Source organism: Pseudomonas sp. BNK-30 (assembly GCF_047456185.1).
In the GTDB taxonomy this organism is placed as follows: Bacteria; Pseudomonadota; Gammaproteobacteria; order Pseudomonadales; family Pseudomonadaceae; genus Aquipseudomonas; species Aquipseudomonas putida_E.
Map to the genome: position 1 here is coordinate 2,122,619 of NZ_CP179904.1, position 17,851 is coordinate 2,140,469.

Sequence of the window (17,851 nt, forward strand, 5' to 3'; positions counted from 1 at the left end):
GCGTGTTCAAGGATGACACATGAGTAATCAGGCCCGCCTGCTGCCCTCGCTGCTCGACCGGCTGCTGGACGACCGTCCGTTTCAGTCGGCCGAGCCGGCTGTGCAGCGCACCTGCTCGCTGGCCGAATACAAGGCCAGCATCGTGCGCGACCTGGAGGTGCTGGTGAATACCCGCCAGTCCCTGGTCGCCGAGCAGATCGAAGGTTTCAGCCAGCTCGGTGGCTCCATCCTTGAATACGGCATGCCCGACTTCATCAGCCGCAGCGTGCTCGACCCGCACGACCGGCGGCTGATCCAGCAACAGCTGGAGCGCGCGATCAGTACCGGCGACCGGCGTTTTCGCCGGGTGCGCGTACAGCTGCTGGCCCAGCAGAACGGCCATCGCATGTTGACCTTCCGCGTGGACGCCGTGTTGCGTCTGCAGGACATCAGCCGCCAGGTGTCGTTTGACGCCGTGCTGCAGGTCAACACCCAAGAATACAAAGTGCAGAACCTCAACTGATGCTCGACGAACTGCTGCCCTACTACGAAAAGGAACTGTCGCACCTGCGCTTCCTCGGCCAGGAGTTTGCTGCGCAGTACCCGAAAATCGCCTCGCGGCTGCTGATCGAGGGCGACAACTGTGAGGACCCGCATACCGAGCGCCTGATCGAGGCGTTCTCGTTCCTCTCGGCGCGGGTGCACAAAAAGCTCGATGACGAGTTCCCTGAGATTGTCGAGTCGTTCCTTGAGGTGCTGTACCCGCACTACCTGCGCCCTACCCCCTCGATGTCGATCGCCGAGCTTAGCCTTGGCAAGCAGGAGAAGGTCACCGAAGCCTACCGCGTGGCGCGGCACACCGAGATGCATGCCAATGCCGTTGAAGGCGTGGTTTGCAAGTTCCGCACCTGCTACCCGGTGGAGCTGTGGCCGGTTGCCGTGCAGCAGGCATCATTCACCGAGATGGAACGCTCGGCCTTCAACGGCCACAGCGCCGATCTGGTGGCGCGCTTGCGCATCCGCCTGCAAGCCACCGGCGACGCCTTGTTCGGCCAGATGGAGCTTGACCGCCTGCGCTTCTTCCTCGACGGCGAAGCAACGCTGATGCACCAGCTCTACGAGCTGCTGTTCAACAACCTCGCCAAGGCCACACTCAGCTTCCAGGACGAAGGCCGCAGCCGTGAAGTCGCACTGCCCGCCGATGCCCTGAAAGCGGTGGGTTATGCCCGCGACGAAGGTCTGGTGGATTACTCCGAGCGCTCGTTCCTCGGTTACCGCCTGCTGCACGAGTACTTCACGTTCCCCGACAAATTCATGTTCTTCGACCTCTCAGGTTTTGCCCGCATCCTGCAGGGCAAGGCCATCGAGCAGGTCGAGATCAACTTCTATTTCAACGATTACGACCTCAGCGAGCGCCTGGCGCGGCTGGCCCAGAACATCGGGCGCAACAATTTCAAGCTCAACTGCACGCCGATCATCAACCTGTTCCGCCAGCAGGCCGAGCCGATCAAGCTCACCCACACCCAGCACGAATACCCGGTCACCCCGGACATTCGCCTGCACAACGCGGCGGAAGTGGTATCGATCGACCGAGTGCGGCGCGTACGCAAGCTCGGTGGCATCGACCACGTCGGCACCTGCCAGCCGTTCTTCGAGCCGCGTGGCGAGCAAGACCCGCACAACAGCTTCTGGATTGCCCGCCGGCGCAACCAGGGCGATGCCACGGCGATGAGCATCCGCGTGGTCGACCGCGACCTGGAGCTGATCGACGGCACCAGCGATACCCTGAGCATCAGCCTGACCTGCAGCAACCGTGATATACCCCTGCTGCTGCCGTTCGGTGGCGAGCGCGGTGATTTCAACATCCCGGCCAACTCGGTGATCAAAGACATCCGCTGCCTGCGCAAGCCCACCGCCACGGTGCGCGTCCCGCTGGGCAAAGGCCTGATCTGGCGGCTGATCGCGCACCTGTCGCTCAACCACCTGTCGCTGGTGAGCCAGGGCCGCGAAGTGCTGCTCGAGCTGCTGTCGCTTTACAACTACCGCAACGTCTCGGCCATCCGCAAACAGATCAATGGCATCAAGGCAATCAGCAGCGAGCCGGTGGTAGCGCGCATCGGCCACCCGCGGCCGAATTTCGTGCGCGGCGTGGGCATCACCCTGACCTTCGACGAAAGCCAGTTCACCGGTAGCGGCGTGTTCCTGTTCGCCATGGTGCTAGACCACTTCTTTGGCCAGTACTGCTCGATGAACAGCTTCACCCAACTGACCCTGCGTACCCAACAACGAGAAAAGAGAGTCGTCCAATGGCCAGCACGTACTGGCGATCAGCCCCTGGTCTGATCGATCAAGCCAGAGCCGAGCCGCACCGATTCGAATTCTTTCAATTGGTGCGCCTGCTTCGCCTGCACTACAGCCGCACCGGGCGCATGGACCTGGCAACCCGGCCGCACGAAGACCCGCTGCGTTTCCGCACTCAGCTGTCGCTGGCGTTTCCGGCCAGCGAGGTCAGCGACCTGCAGTTCGAGCGTGAGGGCAAGGTGTCGACGGCCGGCCTGCCGCTGTCGGAAGTCCAGGTCACTTTCATGGGCCTGGTAGGCCCGTCGGGCGTATTGCCTCGCCCGTACACCGAGCTGCTGCTCGAGCGCCACGTGCAGTACCGCGACGATGCCGCCCATGCGTTTCTCGACATCTTCTCGCACCGCATGACCACGCTGTTCTACGAAGCCTGGCAGAAGTACAAATTCCATATCGAGCACGAGCGCAACGGTACCTCGGGCTTCGATGGCTACCTGCTCAACCTGGTCGGCCTGGGCCCGCGCGCCCAGCAGCTGAAGTTCGAACGCCAGCAACCGGTGCTGCGCCGCGAGCTGTTCAGCTACTTTGCCGGGCTGCTCAGCCAGAAGCCACGCAACGCGCTGAACCTGGAGCGGATGCTCGGCTTCTATTTCGCCCTGCCGATCAAGGTCAGGCAGTTCGCCGGCCGTTGGTTGAACCTGCAGCCCAAACAGTGCACCCAGCTTGGCCGCAAGAACGCCCAGCTCGGCCTCAGCGCCGTGGCCGGCAACCGCGTGTGGGACTACCAGTCGTGCATCCGTATCGAGCTCGGCCCCTTGGCGTTGGCCGATTACCGGCGGTTCCAGCCTGGCACCGACGACTACCGCAAGCTGGTCGAGCTGGTGCGCTTCTATGTAGGCGCCGAGCTCGATTTCGAAATCGCCCCGCTGCTCAAACGCGAGGCCGTGCCCCGTGCCCAACTGGGCCGCAGCGGCAATGTCGCGCTGGGCTGGCTGGGCTGGCTCAAACGCCCTGGCCGTGACGCGGAGCCTTCGCGTTGCGCCGTCTTCCACATTCCTTACGATGGGGTCGCCTTGTGAACCTGAAGTCTCTGTTCGCCAAGCTTAACGAAACCAGCCGCACGGCCACTGAAAGCGCGGCGGCCCTGTGCCTGTCGGAGCACCACTACGACGTCGAGGTGGAACACCTGCTGCTGCAGTTGCTGGACAACAGCGACAGTGACCTGCCGCTGATCCTGCGCCACTACGACGTGGTCGCCGAGCGCCTGCAGGCGCAACTGGTGACCGCCCTGGGTACCTTCAAGAAGGGCAACACCCGCACCCCGGCGCTGTCCCCGCACATCACCCGCATGATCGAGCAGGCCTGGGTACTGGCCTCGATCGAGTATGGTGTGGGCCAGGTGCGCAGTGCGCACCTGTTGCAAGCATTGCTCGACGACGTCGAACTGCGCCGGGTGGTCATCGCCTCAGCACCGGAGCTTGAGAAGATCAACGCCGACGACCTGCGCCTGAACCTCAGCGCACTGGTCGAAGGCAGTGCCGAATCCCGGCTCGCCAGCCCTTTGGCCAGCCCCTCGGCGCCAGTGGCAGGCACCGGCAAGGTTGGCGGCAAGACCCCGGCCCTGGACCAGTACACCGTCAACCTCACCCAAAGCGCCCGGGACGGCCGGATCGACCCGGTGCTTGGCCGCGAGTTCGAAGTGCGGCAGATGGTCGACATCCTCACCCGTCGCCGCCAGAACAACCCGATCCTCACCGGCGAAGCCGGCGTCGGCAAGACCGCAGTGGTCGAAGGCCTGGCCTTGCGCATCGCCCAGGGCGATGTGCCGGCCCCACTCAAGGACGTCGCCGTGCACACCCTCGACCTGGGCCTGCTGCAGGCCGGTGCCGGGGTCAAGGGCGAGTTCGAAAACCGCCTCAAAGCGGTGATCGAAGAGGTCAAGCGCAGCCTGCACCCGATCATCCTGTTCATCGACGAAGCCCACACCCTGATCGGCTCTGGTGGCCAGGCCGGGCAGAACGATGCCGCCAACCTGCTCAAGCCAGCCCTGGCCCGTGGCGAGCTGCGCACCATCGCTGCCACCACCTGGGCCGAATACAAGAAGTACTTCGAAAAAGACGCCGCCCTCGCCCGTCGCTTCCAGGTAGTCAAGGTCGAGGAGCCTGACGAAGACAAGGCCATCCACATGCTGCGCGGCCTGCTCGGCAAGATGCGCGAGCACCACAAGGTGGCGGTGATGGACGAAGCACTGGTACAGGCCGTGCGCCTGTCCAACCGCTACATCACCGGCCGCCAGCTGCCCGACAAGGCGGTCAGCGTGCTCGATACCGCCTGCGCACGCATCGCCCTGGCGCAGTCGTCGCAACCCGGCGCGCTGGAAGACTGCCGCCGCCATATCGACAACCTGCAGGCCGAAATCGCCGTGCTCGACCACGAAGCCGGCAAGGGCCACGACCATGCCCGGCGCCTGGCCGAGCTGCAGGCCGCCCTGCAGGCCGAGCAGGAGCACGAACAGCGCCTGAGCGCCCAGTGGCAGCAGGAGCTGGGCCTGGTCGAGCAACTCAAAGCCCTGGACAGCGCCAAGGACACCGACGCCGTCCAGCTCAACGCCCTGCGCGCCGAGCTGAGCAATGTGCAGGGCGACCAGCCCTTGGTCCACGCCTTGGTCGATGCCGGCGCCATCGCCCAGGTGATCAGCGGCTGGACCGGTATCCCGCTGGGCAAGATGCTGCGTGACGAGATCGACACCGTGCAGCGCCTGCCTGCGCTGCTCGGTGAACGCGTGCTGGGCCAGGACCACGCGTTGCACGAAATCGGCAAGCGCATCAAGATTTCCCGCGCCCGCATGGAAGACCCGAACAAACCGATCGGCGTGTTCCTGCTGCTGGGCCCCAGCGGCGTCGGCAAGACCGAAACCGCGCTGGCGTTGGCCGACACCCTGTACGGCGGTGAGCGCAACCTGATCACCATCAACATGTCCGAGTACCAGGAGGCCCACACCGTGTCGAGCCTCAAAGGCTCGCCACCCGGCTACGTCGGTTACGGCGAAGGCGGCGTGCTGACCGAGGCCGTGCGCCGCAAGCCCTACAGCGTGGTGCTGCTCGACGAGGTGGAGAAGGCCCACCCCGACGTGCTCGAGCTGTTCTTCCAGGTGTTCGACAAAGGCGTGCTGGACGACGGCGAAGGCCGCGAGATCAACTTCCGCAACACGGTGATCATCCTCACGTCCAACACCGGCACCGAGCGCATCATGCAGACCTGCCTGAATGCCCAGACGCTGCCCACCCCCGAGGCCATCGTCGAAGGCCTGCGCGACGAGCTGAACCACGTCTTCAAACCGGCCTTCCTCGGCCGCCTGAACATCGTGCCGTTCTACCCGGTGCAGGACCAGATCCTCGAGCGCATCGTTGCCCTCAAGCTCGAGCGTATCGCCAAACGTTTCGCCCGCAACCACCAGGCTGAGCTGAGCTACGACGACTCCCTGGTCAAGGCCATCGCGGCACGTTGCACCGAGGTCGACAGCGGCGCACGCAACATCGACAACATCCTGTCCCGCACCCTGATGCCCGAGCTTGCCCAGCACGTTCTCGAGCGCATGGCCCAGGACGCGCCGATCGAGCGCTTGACGATCGAGCTGGGCAGCGATGGCGATTTCGCCTATCGCCTGGCCTGAACGAGTACCCGGAGGTTTAGCCGTCATGTACCACACACACACCGCCCTGAAGCGCCTGACCGTCGCAGCCCTGCTGCTGGCACTGGCCGGTTGCGGGGTCACCGACCGTATCGGCAAGCGCATGGAAGACAGCTGGGCGGCCGACATGCTGGCCGACAGCGAGAAGGTCATCCTGACCTCCGACGGCGGTAACCAGCTCAACCCCGACGCCGAGGGCAAGCCGTTGTCGGTGGTGATGCGCGTGTACCAGCTGACCGACCTCGAGCGCTTTGCAGCCACCGACGCCGAGACGCTTTGGGACACACCGGAAAAAGCCCTGGGCAACACGCTGGTCGAAGCCCGCGAGCTCACCCTGCTGCCGGGTATCGGCCAGACCGACCAGTGGCCGCTGGCCAAGACCGCCCGCTATGTCGGCGTGGCAGCGTTCTTCCGCAATGAGCAGGATGCCCGCTGGAAGGTCGCATTCGATGCCGAGTCGCTGCGCAAGGACGGTATCTGGTTCTCGTCCGATGGCCTGCGGGTACTGGTGGACAACACCGAAATCAGCGCCCTGCGTGGCGTCGATGTGCTGAACAAGCCGCCCACCGCCGACCAGTTGGCTGCTGCGCAAAAGGCCGACGATACGCCGTCTGCCCTCACCGACAAAGTGCAGGACGCCGTGATCGAAAAGGCCACCGACGCTGCCGGTAAATCGGCCAGCAACGCCATGGATTCAACCTTCAACTCTTTAGTGGATAGCGTCAAATGAGTAAGCAGAGCCGGGTGATGTGGTCGGAAGGCATGTTCCTGCTGCCCCAGCACTTCCAATACCAGGATGAGTTCCACCAGCACCAGCTGGCCGAGGCCACCCTGCGCGGCACCCCGTTCCATTGGGGCGTGCAGGCGCTGCAGGTGGACGAAGATGCCCTGGCCAACGGTTCGCTGCAGCTCAAGCGCCTGAAACTGGTGTTTCCGGACGGCAGCCTGTACGACGCCCCGCAGCACGACCCGTTGCCGGCCGCACGCGACCTCAAGGACCTGCTCAAGGCCAACGACCTGAAGGTTTACGCCGCACTCAAGCTGCCCGAGCCCTTCGGCCTGAACTATGTCGAAGATGGCCAGGAGCACAAGGCGGCGCGGCGCTTTCGCAAGCAGTTCGACACCCTGCCGGACCTTAACGAAGGTGAACTGGAAAACGAAATCACCAGCCTGCGCCTGAATGTGGTGCTGCTGGTCGATGGCGACAGCCTCGATGGCTACAGCCATTGCCCGTTGGCCAAACTCACCCGCAACAGCATGGGCGGCTTCAACCTGGACCCGCACTTCGTCCACCCCACCCTGCACCTGGGCAGCCACGAGACCCTGGCCGGCATCGGCAAGCGCCTGCTCGGTGCCCTGCAGGCCAAGAGCAAGGCGTTGTCGGGCCGGCGCCGTGAGCGCGCCGACCAGATCGCCGAATTCGGCTCCAGCGACGTCACACTGTTCTGGTTGCTGAACACGGTCAACCGTGCGCACCCTCAACTGGCCCACCTGCTGGCCCACCCGCGGCTGCACCCCGAGCGCCTGTACCTGTTCCTGGCCGACCTTGCCGGCGGGCTGTTGACGTTCACCCTCGACACCCAGCTTAGTGATATCCCCGAATACGATCACCACGACCCGGCGGCATCACTGGTCAAACTGGACGAGATGATCCGGGTGATGCTCGACAATGTCGTGCCCAACCAGTGCATCGTCATCAACCTCACCCAGACCAAGCCGTCGTACTGGCAGGGGCAACTGCGCGACCCGCGCCTGGCCGAGGCCGACTTCTATATCTCGGTACACGCCGACATGCCCGGTGCCAGCCTGCTGGAGCTGGTGCCACGGGCGTTCAAGGTGGGCTCGCCGGAAGACATCGAAGTGGTGGTCAACAGCGCCATGCCCGGCGTCACCCTCAACCATGCTGCGCGGTTGCCCAACGCCATTCCGGTACGCCTGGACAACCAGTACTTCGCCATCGAGCCGCATGGCCATGTCTACGAGCGAATGATGAACGCCCAGACCATCTGCTTCTATGCGCCCAGCGCCTTTACCAACCTCAAGCTTGAACTGATGGCGGTGCTCAAATGACCGAAGCCGTATTGCAACAGGGCGCCGTTGCGCCCGCCAGCGACAAACCGACCCTCAAGGGCCTGGTACAGGACTTCATCAGCATGGCGCTGATTGTCCGCCGTGGCCGCCAGGTCACGTCGGTACAAGCCTTCGAAGCCAGCGTCGACCGCTTCTTCGCCAACCTGGAGCGCGATGCCCGCGCCGCCAACTACAGCGTCGAGCAGGTCAAGGACACCCAATACGCCCTGTGCGCGTTCCTCGACGAAAGCGTGCTGCGCTCCGGCGACAACGAACTGCGCGGGCACTTCGAGCTGCAACCGCTGCAGTTCCGCTACTTTGGCGTGCACCTGGCCGGTGAAGGCTTCTTCGAGAAGGTCGAAGCGTTGCGCGCCGACGTCAAACAGAACCTCGATGTGCTTGAGGTCTACCACCTGTGCCTGGCGCTGGGTTTCGAGGGCAAGTTCAGCCTCGGCCAGAAAGACCAGCTGCGCTACCTGGCCAACGCCCTGGGCCAAGACATCGCGCGCTACCGCAAACCACCCAAAACCCTCTCGCCGGACTGGGCCCTGCCCGACCAGGTGTCGCAGATGCTGCGCCACGAAGTGCCGCTGTGGGTGTACCTGGTGTTGATTGCGCTGGTCTGTGTCGCGGTGTACCTGACGCTCGACTGGTTGCTGGACAAGGATGTCGCCGCCCTTTCCGAACAAATCCGCCAGCTGTTCAGTGCCTGAGCACACCTCAGGTAGCCGAGTCAGGAAGACATGAAAACATTACTGCGTCTGTTGAAGAGTTTCTGGATTCTCCTGCCACTGCTGTGGTTGGTGACCCTGTTGATCTGCTGGCTGGTGGCACCGATGGTGCCCTGGCTGCGCCACCATGTGCCCGAAGCGTTGGCCATCATCAGCGCCTGCTTCCTGCTGGTGATCGTGCTGCGCCAGTACCAGCGCATCCGCGCCGAGCATAACCTGGAGAACCTGCTGCAGATCGAGGTCGATCGCTCGTGGAACGCCACCGGTGAATTCCGCGACCAGCAAGTGCTGCGCGAGCGCCTCAAGCATGCCATCGCCATGCTGCGCACCGACCGCTCCGCCGGTGGCGGTGGCAAGGCGGCCCTGTCCGACCTGCCCTGGTACCTGGTGATCGGCATGTCGGCTGCAGGCAAAACCTCGCTGTTGACCCACTCGGGCCTCTCGGCCAGCATCGCCACCGCCAATGACAGCGAAAGTGGCACCCAGCACTGTGACTGGTATTTCAGCCCCGACGCAGTGATGATCGACACCGCAGGCCGTTACCTGCGCGACGATCAGTCTGCCAGCGAGTTTTCAGCCTTCCTGCGCATGCTACGCAAGCAACGCGGCAAGGCAGCGATCAACGGCCTGGTGCTGGTGGTCAGCCTGCCTGAACTGTTGGCGGCCAACAGCGACGGGCGTAACGCGCTTGCCGCGCAGTTGGTGGCGCGCGTGGAGGAATACGCCGAGTGCCTGGGCACCAACCCGCCTGTGTACCTGATGCTGAGCAAGACCGACCAGTTGCCCGGCTTCAACCAGGCCTTCGAAGGCCTGGACCTGCACCAGCGCCAGCAGCCGCTGGGCATGACTTTTGGCCTGTCGGAAATCCGCAACAACGGTTTGCAGGCAGTGCTCAACACTCGCCTGAAAAACCTGCAAAGCCACATCCGCCGCCACGTCGATGCGCAGATGATCAGCCTCGGCGCAGATGCCGACAGCACACTGCTCAACTTCCCCCAGTACTTCGCAGAACTCAATGGCGTGCTGGAGCAGTTCCTTGAGCACTTCACCCGCGGCCAGGGTGGCGGTGCCCCGCTGCTGTTGCGCGGCTTGTACTTCACCAGTGCGCTGCAGACCGAGCAGCAACTGGGCCAGGTGTACGAAGACGTCATCGCCGACGACTTTGCCCTGCAAGCGGCCCACGACGAAGGCCCTCAGCCGGCCAGCCACACGCAGGGCAACCGCAGCTACTTCATCACCGACACATTCCGCCAGGTGATTTTCCCCGACCGCGACCTGACCCTGTACCAGTCGCGCCTGGGCCGCAAGGCAGGCTTCAGCCCCATGTTGCTGGGCCTGGCCGCTGCCGCCGGGGTGGCCTTTATCGGCTGGCAGGCGCTATCGTTCGCCAACAACCGCCAGTGGCTGGACAGCCTGCGTGGCCAACTGGCCGAGATCGAACGCGCCGATGACCGCGCACAGCTGTTGGCTGCCGGTAAAGGCCTGGAAGTGCTGCGCGGGCAGATGGCGACGGTCGAGGCCCATCGCCAGCAGGGTGTACCGCTGCAATTGAGCGCCGGCCTGTACCACGGCGAGGCGATTCACCAGGTGGCCCGCGACGCCTACCTGGCGCAACTGCGCAGCCAGGCACTGGAGCCGATTGCCCGCAGCCTGCAGGTGCAGACGCGTGCGTTCAACACCTTTGCCAGCGGCATCAACCAGGAGCTGGAGTTCACCCCGGCGCCGAAAAGCCGCAATGGCAAACCGTTGACGCCTCGCCTGGCGGCCAAGGCCCAGGCGGCCCTGACCAAAACCCGTGCCGGCGCCTACGCCGCCAAGGTCAACCTGGCCACGGCCAGCGACGCGGCCGAGTTGTCCGCCACCACCGGCGGCCTGTCACTGTCAGAAGAGATGCTCGGACGCCTGGACGAACAGCAAGTGGCGTCGATCATCGAGGCCTACAACACCCTCAAGCTGTACCTGCTGTTGACGGAGCCACAAGCCCACCCGGACCCAGCCTTCGTCGCCGCCAGCCTGCCGCAGGCCTGGGCAGGCGCCGCAACCCAAGGTTCCCCCACCGACGCTGCGGTCATCAGCGAAAACGCCCCTCTGTACGTTCAATTGCTGGAGCAAGGCCAGGCGCCGTCGCTGCCACGTAACCAACAACTGATCGACGAAACCCGGCAGAACCTCAAGGCATTCATGATTTCCAGCTCGCTGGTGGATCGCGAATACCTGCGCCTGCAACTGGAGTCCAGCCGCCAGTTCCCGGCGCTGAGCCTCAACGACCTGGTGCCAACGCCTGGCCGTAACCTGTTGTACAGCTCTGCCGGCGTGCCGGCGATCTATACCCGCCAGGGCTGGGACACCTTCGTCAAGCCCGAGCTGATCAAGCTGGTGTCGGGCAACCTGCGCAACGAGTCGGACTGGGTGCTCGACGGCGAAGGCGGCGATGCCATCGTGCAGAAAGCCAACTTCGTGCGCGAGTTCATGGCCCGCTACAAACGCGATTACACCCAGGCCTGGTACAAGATGGTCAGCAGCGTGGGCGTGCGCCACTTCGCCGACCTGGCCTCGGCCACAGAACACCTCGGGCTGCTCAGCGATGTGCAGAACTCGCCGGTGAAGAACCTGCTGGCAGCGGTCAACGACAACACCCAGTGGGACTTGCCGGTCAAGCGCGACGCCACGCCCACGGGCAATGCCCGCGCGGACGGCTTCTGGAGCAAGGTCACCGGCCTGATCGACGAAGCCAAGGACGCAGCGCCTGACGCCATGGCCCCTAGCCTGCCGGCCGTGGACGACGGCAGCCTGGCCAAGCGTTTCGAGCCGGTCGCCCGGGTGTTCGCGGCCAACAACGCCGAAGGCGCCGACAGCACCATCATGGACCGCTACCTGGCCGCGCTGCGCAAGCTCAAGGTGCGCATGAACAACATCCAGCGCTCGCAGGATGTCGGTAAAAGCAGCAAGCAGCTGATCAGCGAAACCCTGGAAGGCCAGCCGAGCGAGGTGACCACCGTGCGCAACTACGTGGAAACCAGCGTCGACACCAGCCAGGACGGCCTGTCGCGTTCGCTGCAGGGCCTGTTCAGCCTGCCGATCCAGTACGCCTGGGAAACCCTGCGCGACCCGGCCGGCCAACAGATCGCCAAAGCCTGGAAGCAGCAGATCGCCAAGCCCTGGGAGCAGGTCATGGCGCACCGTTACCCGATCGCCACCGGCAGCCGCAACGAAGCTTCGGTCAAGGACCTGCAGCGTTTCGTCGACCCCGAAAGCGGCCTGCTGCCGACCTTCAAGCGCAACGAAATCGGCAACCTGTCCGGCGGTGAAGGCCTGGGCCTGAGCAACGGCAAGGCGCCGGCGCTGGTCAACCCGGGGATGCTCAACAGCATCGACAAGGCCAGCAACGTGGGTCAGGTGATCGCCAGCCTGTCGGACCGCGACAACGGCTTCGAGATCATGCTTGAGCCGTCGGCCAACTTTACCGACATCGTGTTCACCCTTGATGGCCAGGAGCAGCACTACCGCAACGGCCGCAGCAGCTGGAGCCGCTTTGCCTGGCCAGGCACCAACAGCGCACCGGGCGCACGCCTGGACGTGGTCACCCTCAGCGGTGCACGCATCACCGTGTTCGACTTCCCGGGGCGCTGGGGCCTGCTGCGCATGAACGAAAGCGCCCGGGTCGATGACCTGGACGGCATCCAGCAGCGCTTCAGCTGGAACACGGCCAACGGCCGGGTCAGCCTGGTGGTGCGCAACTTCGGCGGGGTCAAACTCACCGACCTGGGCGACGTCAAGGCGCTGAGCGCCCTCAACGACGCTGGCAGGGGCGCACAATGATCGGCTGCTTCGGCAAGCTGCCGTCGAGCGCAGACTTCGTCAGCCTGCATGGCGCGGCGGAGGAAGTCTGCGAGTTCGACGCCTGGCTACAGGCCTCGTTGGCGGCAATGCGCCACCGCGAGGACTGGCAGGCGTTGTTCGATGCACTGCCGATGTGCTTCTTCTGCTACCGCGCGCGTAATGGCAACTGGCTGCTGGGCGGCCTGCTCAGCTCCCGTGATGCCAGTGCCCGACGCTACCCGTTCTTCATCTTCCAGCTACTCAAGGGCCAAGAAGGTGAAACGCTGCTCAACCCGTTCACCCTCGGCGAGCTGTTCAGTGCGCAGATCAAGCCTTTGCTGCATCAGGCCGTGCAAGGCGCCGAGCGCGCCAGCCTGTTCGAACGCATCAAGGCCCTGCGCCCGCTGCAGGCTCAGGACCTGGACCTGTTCCGGCGTGTGCACGGCAAGTTCCTGCATGATTTCAGCTTCAGCGACATCGCCCGTGCGCTGCAGGGCTCCTGGCCGGCCTTCGACGGTGCTACCGCGCTGGCACGCTTGCGGGCTACGCAATTGGCGCTGCACGGCGACTTCGACGGCGGTATCGAGCTGCCGTTGCCGGCCGAGCGTGGCCTGAAAAACCCCACCGCCGACCTGTGGCTGACCTGGCTGACGCGCATTGCCAGGCGCCATGACGTACCGGCGGTAACCTTGCTGGCCGACGATTTCATGCACCCGCGGCTGTACTGCTTCCCGTCGCGCCATACCGGCACAGCGTATCGCCTGCTCAGCGGCACGGCCGCAGCCGGCCAACGCTTGGATCTGCTCAACCCGTTGCCGCCACAAACGCCCGTGCACGACTACGACCGACCTCTAGAACACGTCATCGACCGCTTTGTCGATGCGTTGGATGCGACGCCTGTATGAACAAGATCAAGTACTACTGCCTGCGCTATCAACCTTACCTGCTGGGGCTGGCCTTCTTCCTGGCGATCTTCGTGGTGTGGGCCCTGGGCCGTGCCCTGGGTTTTGCCTCACTGCACAGCCTGCTCGCGGGCATTGGCGTGTTCCTGCTGCTGTCGGCGGGCTATGTACTGCTGCTTTACCGTGGCGCAGGCCAGCACCACAACCTTGAGGCGCTGCTGCGTGATGACGCAGACCAGGCGGTACTCAACGCCACCCCGGCCGACCGCGAAGAAATCAGCCTGCTGCGCGAGCGCCTGCTGCAGAGCATCGAGCGCCTGCACAGCAACAAACCACGCGCCACCCCTGCAAAGGACGCCTTGTACGCCCTGCCCTGGTACCTGGTGATCGGCCAACCGGCCGCCGGCAAAAGCACCATGATCCTGCAGTCCGGGCTCAATTTCCCTTACGCCGAGCGCGAAGGTGCGCGGGTTGCAGGCCTGGGCGGCACGCGCAACTGCGACTGGTTCTTCAGCTCCGAAGCGGTGCTGCTGGACACCGCCGGCCGCTACATGAACAGCCCCGAGGAAGCCGGCAAGTGGCGTGGTTTTCTGCAGCTGCTACGCCAGCACCGCCAGCGCCGGCCACTCAACGGGCTGATCGTCAGCGTCAGCATCGCCGATATCCTGCATGGCTCGGCCGAAGACCAGGAGCGTGTGGCCAAGCGCCTGCGCGAGCGTATCCAGGAAAGCTGCGCCCTGCTGGAAGTACGCCTGCCCATCTACCTGGTGTTCACCAAATGCGACCTGATCCCAGGCTTCACACCCTTCTACCGCCAGCTGGATGACGCAGCGCGCGGTGAGGTGATGGGCAAGACGTTCTCGCACAAAGGCTATGAACAAGCCGACTGGGGCCAGCGCTTCGGCAAGGCCATGGACGAGCTGACCGGCTATTGGGAGCAGGTGGCGAGCCAGCAACTGATGCAGCAGGATATTCAGGTAACCCGCCAGAACAATGCCGCCTACCGCTTCCCGCTCGAGCTGGCTGCGCTCAAGCCACGCTTGCAGCAATTCGTCGACAGCCTGCTGCGGGCCAACCCGTACCAGAACGCCGAACTGCTGCGTGGTTTCTATTTCACCGCAGCGCTGGAAGCCGACGACGCCCTGTGGGGCAGCCATGGCCAGCACGTCGCCGAGCGTTTCGCCCTGGCGCACGGCCAGGACCTTAGCGGGGGTAACAGCCAGCCGGCACCGCTGTTCATCAACAGCCTGTTCCGCAAAGTGATCATCCCCGACCAGCACTTGGTGGCGGTGTACACCAGCAACCGCCGTGAACGCCAGCGCAAGGCCGCCTGGGTGGGTGCCGCCAGCCTGGCGGGATTGCTGCTGTGCAGCCTGTGGGGCTGGTCGTACATGAACAACCGCAACACCCTCGACACCATGGCCGCCGAACTGGCCCAGGCCAAGCGCGAAGACCAGGCCAACCCTGGCCAGTACGCCCCTTGGCACAGCCTCGACCGCCTGCGTTTCTGGGCCGCACACTACTACCAGCAGCACCACGAGCACGCCGTGCCGCTGGGCATGCGCCTGGGCTTGTACCAGGGCCATGCGGTCGAGCCGGTAGTGCGTGCGCGCTACTTCGCCACCCTGCAGAACGTGATGCTCAAGCCCACGGCAGACAACCTGACACGCACCCTGTACCTGCTGACTACACTGAAGGTCTACCAGCGCAATACCCGTGAGTTGCAGCCGGTGACCGGTGTCGACAGTGTCGAGCCAGAAGCCCTGCCCCATGACAACCGTGCCCAGTCGATCGCCGACTTCGGCAAGGCAGCGCTGGACACCTACGTGATGCTGTCACCTGCCCAGCGGGAAAAGGCCGACCCGGCATTCCTCAAGGCCAGGTTACCGGACTACTGGTACCCGGCCATCGCCCGCCACACCGGCAAGCGCATGGCCGCCGCCGGCAGCGAAAGCCCTGCCAACCAGGACTACCTGTACGCCAGCCGCCAGATCGTGTTCTACAGCGACCAGATCCGTGAACCCGATGTACCGCGCATCCTCGACAACGCGTTCCTGATGTCCAGTTCGCGCAACTACATCAACAGCCTGCTGACCCAGTCGTTGCGCTCGATCGAAACCATCACGCTGGAGTCCGACACCCTGTTCGCCTTTGCCCGCGCCGACTTCCAGAGCCTCAAGAGCGAAGGCCAGAACCAGCTGAGCGCTATCGCCAGCAAACTGCTGAACACCCCGAACATCGGCAAGATCATCATCTCGGGCCACGCCGACCAGCTCGGCGATGCCCAAGGCAACCTGCAGGTTTCCCGGCAACGGGCGCAAACGATCCGCACCTACCTGGTCGGCAAGGGCGTACCCGCCGAGCTGGTAAGTGCACAGGGCGAAGGCAGCCGCAAACCGCTGGTCAACTGCGACATGCAACAACCGCGGGCGCAACTGATCAAGTGCCTGGAGCCCAACCGGCGGGTGGAAATCGAAGTGCGCGGGCTCAACTGAGGCCGCGCTGCAAGAACCGGCCACCCGGGCCTCACAGGAGGAGGCCCGGGTGGCGGCAAGCTACCTCTGCTGACAGGTTCGGCGAGGTCAACACGAAGGGGCGCATGAGCGGCCTTTAATTGATGTTAATGGAGAGTTTTACAATGGCATTTGACGCGTATATCCAAATCGACGGCATCCCGGGCGAAGTTCTGGATGAAAAACACAAGGACTGGATCGAAGTGCTGGGCTACGAGTACGGCGCCACCCAGGCCACTTCGGCCACTGCCAGCTCCTCGGGCGGTGCATCCTCCGAGCGCGTGTCGCTGACCGACTTCAAGATCCGCAAGGCAGTCGACAAGGCCTCGGCCAAACTGTTCGAGCACTGCTGCACCGGCAAGCACATCGCCAAGCTGAAGCTGAACGTCAACCGTGCCGGTGGTGACAAGGTCACCTACCTGACCATCGACATGGAAGAAGTGGTGGTGTCCTCGGTCAAGTTCGTCGCCGGTGGCAACCAGGGCGGCGAAGACAAGGCGGTAAGCGACCTGCCGATTGAAGAAATCAGCTTCAACTTCGCCCGCATCAAAACCACCTACACCCAGCAGAACCGTACCGACGGCCAGGCTGGCGGCAACATCGTCGGTGGCTGGGACCGCACCGCGAACAAAGTGTTTGCCTAAGCACTTGTTTGGCCTGGGCCGCGCAAGCGGCCCATACCCTGCGGCGTGCCGGGCCTCCCGGCACGTTGCTCTTTACCCCTGATCAGAGTGTTTTATGCCTGAATTCCTCAACGGCCTTTCGCTGGCCGAGCTGGCCGCGCCGATCGACGGTGGCAGCGGCGAAGACTTGAGCTTCTCTGCCTTGTTCGACCAGATCAAGGAGGCACGCCGGGCAGACCCTGACTACCTGACCCAGGGCGACTGGCAGACCGACCTGAAAACCGCCGACTGGGAAAAGGTCATCAACCTGTCGGCCCAAGGGCTTGCGCAGCAGAGCAAGGACCTGATGCTGGTCGCCTGGCTCAACGAAGGCTTGGCCCAGCGCGATCACTTCCAAGGCATCACCTTCGGCCTGACCCTGTGCGAACGCATCCTGGAAACATTCTGGGAGAGTGCCTACCCGTCACTCGAAGACGGCCTGGACGAGCGCGCTGCGCGGCTGTCCTGGCTCAAGACCACCCTCACCGACATTGTCGGTGGCTTGCCCATTACCCAAGGGCAGAATTTCGGCGTGCTGCGTTACGACGAATCACGCCATGTAGAAAACCTTGCCTTGCAGAACCCAAAGGCGATGCAAACCGCGCTCAATGAGGGCAAGATCAACGCCGAGATCTTCCAGCGCTCGGTGGTGCTCAGCGACACCGAGCACCTGCAGGCCAAAGCGGTGCAGATTGCCGCCAGCCTGCAGGCCTGCCAACGCCTGCAAGCGACGACCGACCGCCTGTTCGGTACCGAAGCGCCAAGTTTTGCCAGCCTCGCCGACATGCTGTCGCGGGCCAGCCAACTGGCAGAGAAACTGCTCAAGGACCGCGGCGTCGAACTGCACCCTGTCGCCGCAGAGCCAGAGCCTGCCGTCACCCTCAGCGCAGCCAGCGAGCCAGGTGAACCTATGAATACGCCCGTTCAGGCCGCAGCGCCTGCGCCCATGCGCACCACGCCACTGACCCGCGACGAAGCCTTCACGATGCTCGCCGGCATTGCCCAGTTCTTCAAACAGACCGAGCCGCAAAGCCCGGTACCGTATCTGATAGAGCGCGCCATCAAGTGGGGCAACATGCCGCTCGAGGGCTGGCTGAGCGATGTGATCAAGGACAGTAATGTGGTGGACAACATCCGCGACGTGCTGGGGACACGTGAGCAGCGCTCCTGAGGCCTGCACTACCCG

At 64.1% G+C, this 17,851-nt stretch carries 12 protein-coding genes; all 12 read left to right on the plus strand.

What is annotated here, in order from left to right:
* Nucleotides 1–19: 19 nt before the first annotated feature.
* The 12 genes from tssE (at nt 20) to tssA (ending at nt 17,836) form a co-directional block, all read left to right on the plus strand.
* Entirely contained in the window at nt 20–502 is a 483-nt protein-coding gene (gene tssE / locus ACMGGN_RS09915) for a type VI secretion system baseplate subunit TssE (protein ID WP_012314368.1), read from the plus strand.
* A complete protein-coding gene (gene tssF, locus ACMGGN_RS09920) occupies nt 502–2,322 on the plus strand; it encodes a type VI secretion system baseplate subunit TssF (RefSeq protein ID WP_414156723.1) in 1,821 nt (606 codons plus the stop codon). Before tssE ends, tssF begins: the two co-directional genes overlap by 1 nt.
* On the plus strand, nt 2,286–3,356 hold the full coding sequence (gene tssG, locus ACMGGN_RS09925) for a type VI secretion system baseplate subunit TssG (RefSeq protein ID WP_414156724.1): 1,071 nt from the start codon (nt 2,286–2,288) through the stop codon (nt 3,354–3,356). The genes tssF and tssG overlap by 37 nt, the downstream gene beginning before the upstream one ends.
* Complete coding sequence (gene tssH, locus ACMGGN_RS09930) at nt 3,353–5,950, plus strand: type VI secretion system ATPase TssH (RefSeq protein WP_414156725.1); 2,598 nt, start codon at nt 3,353–3,355, stop codon at nt 5,948–5,950. Before tssG ends, tssH begins: the two co-directional genes overlap by 4 nt.
* 25 nt (nt 5,951–5,975) lie before the next feature.
* Nucleotides 5,976–6,698 carry a type VI secretion system lipoprotein TssJ gene (gene tssJ / locus ACMGGN_RS09935; protein ID WP_039603565.1) on the plus strand — a complete coding sequence of 241 codons (723 nt, stop codon included), beginning with the start codon at nt 5,976–5,978 and terminating at the stop codon, nt 6,696–6,698.
* On the plus strand, nt 6,695–8,038 hold the full coding sequence (tssK, locus tag ACMGGN_RS09940; protein WP_012314363.1) for a type VI secretion system baseplate subunit TssK: 1,344 nt from the start codon (nt 6,695–6,697) through the stop codon (nt 8,036–8,038). Before tssJ ends, tssK begins: the two co-directional genes overlap by 4 nt.
* Nucleotides 8,035–8,751, plus strand: coding sequence for a type IVB secretion system protein IcmH/DotU (gene icmH / locus ACMGGN_RS09945; protein ID WP_012314362.1), 717 nt, complete (start codon nt 8,035–8,037; stop codon nt 8,749–8,751). Before tssK ends, icmH begins: the two co-directional genes overlap by 4 nt.
* 30 nt (nt 8,752–8,781) lie before the next feature.
* A complete protein-coding gene (locus ACMGGN_RS09950) occupies nt 8,782–12,588 on the plus strand; it encodes a type VI secretion protein IcmF/TssM N-terminal domain-containing protein (protein WP_414156726.1) in 3,807 nt (1,268 codons plus the stop codon).
* Nucleotides 12,585–13,493 (plus strand): type VI secretion system-associated protein TagF, encoded by a 909-nt coding sequence (gene tagF / locus ACMGGN_RS09955; RefSeq protein ID WP_414156727.1) that lies wholly within the window; start codon nt 12,585–12,587, stop codon nt 13,491–13,493. The genes ACMGGN_RS09950 and tagF overlap by 4 nt, the downstream gene beginning before the upstream one ends.
* Nucleotides 13,490–15,985, plus strand: a complete 2,496-nt coding sequence (gene tssM, locus ACMGGN_RS09960; protein ID WP_414156728.1) for a type VI secretion system membrane subunit TssM — start codon at nt 13,490–13,492, stop codon at nt 15,983–15,985. The genes tagF and tssM overlap by 4 nt, the downstream gene beginning before the upstream one ends.
* Before the next feature lie 143 nt (nt 15,986–16,128).
* On the plus strand, nt 16,129–16,647 hold the full coding sequence (locus tag ACMGGN_RS09965) for an Hcp family type VI secretion system effector (RefSeq protein WP_012314358.1): 519 nt from the start codon (nt 16,129–16,131) through the stop codon (nt 16,645–16,647).
* A gap of 94 nt (nt 16,648–16,741) precedes the next feature.
* A complete protein-coding gene (gene tssA, locus ACMGGN_RS09970; RefSeq protein ID WP_404602206.1) occupies nt 16,742–17,836 on the plus strand; it encodes a type VI secretion system protein TssA in 1,095 nt (364 codons plus the stop codon).
* Nucleotides 17,837–17,851 lie beyond the last annotated feature (15 nt).

Bases quoted from the DNA above. Each gene is read 5' to 3' on its own strand.
- tssE (WP_012314368.1), top strand. From the start codon at position 20: ATGAGTAATCAGGCCCGCCTGCTGCCCTCGCTGCTCGACCGGCTGCTG.
- tssF (WP_414156723.1), top strand. From the start codon at position 502: ATGCTCGACGAACTGCTGCCCTACTACGAAAAGGAACTGTCGCACCTG.
- tssG (WP_414156724.1), top strand. From the start codon at position 2,286: ATGGCCAGCACGTACTGGCGATCAGCCCCTGGTCTGATCGATCAAGCC.
- tssJ (WP_039603565.1), top strand. From the start codon at position 5,976: ATGTACCACACACACACCGCCCTGAAGCGCCTGACCGTCGCAGCCCTG.
- tssK (WP_012314363.1), top strand. From the start codon at position 6,695: ATGAGTAAGCAGAGCCGGGTGATGTGGTCGGAAGGCATGTTCCTGCTG.
- icmH (WP_012314362.1), top strand. From the start codon at position 8,035: ATGACCGAAGCCGTATTGCAACAGGGCGCCGTTGCGCCCGCCAGCGAC.
- ACMGGN_RS09950 (WP_414156726.1), top strand. From the start codon at position 8,782: ATGAAAACATTACTGCGTCTGTTGAAGAGTTTCTGGATTCTCCTGCCA.
- tagF (WP_414156727.1), top strand. From the start codon at position 12,585: ATGATCGGCTGCTTCGGCAAGCTGCCGTCGAGCGCAGACTTCGTCAGC.
- tssM (WP_414156728.1), top strand. From the start codon at position 13,490: ATGAACAAGATCAAGTACTACTGCCTGCGCTATCAACCTTACCTGCTG.
- ACMGGN_RS09965 (WP_012314358.1), top strand. From the start codon at position 16,129: ATGGCATTTGACGCGTATATCCAAATCGACGGCATCCCGGGCGAAGTT.
- tssA (WP_404602206.1), top strand. From the start codon at position 16,742: ATGCCTGAATTCCTCAACGGCCTTTCGCTGGCCGAGCTGGCCGCGCCG.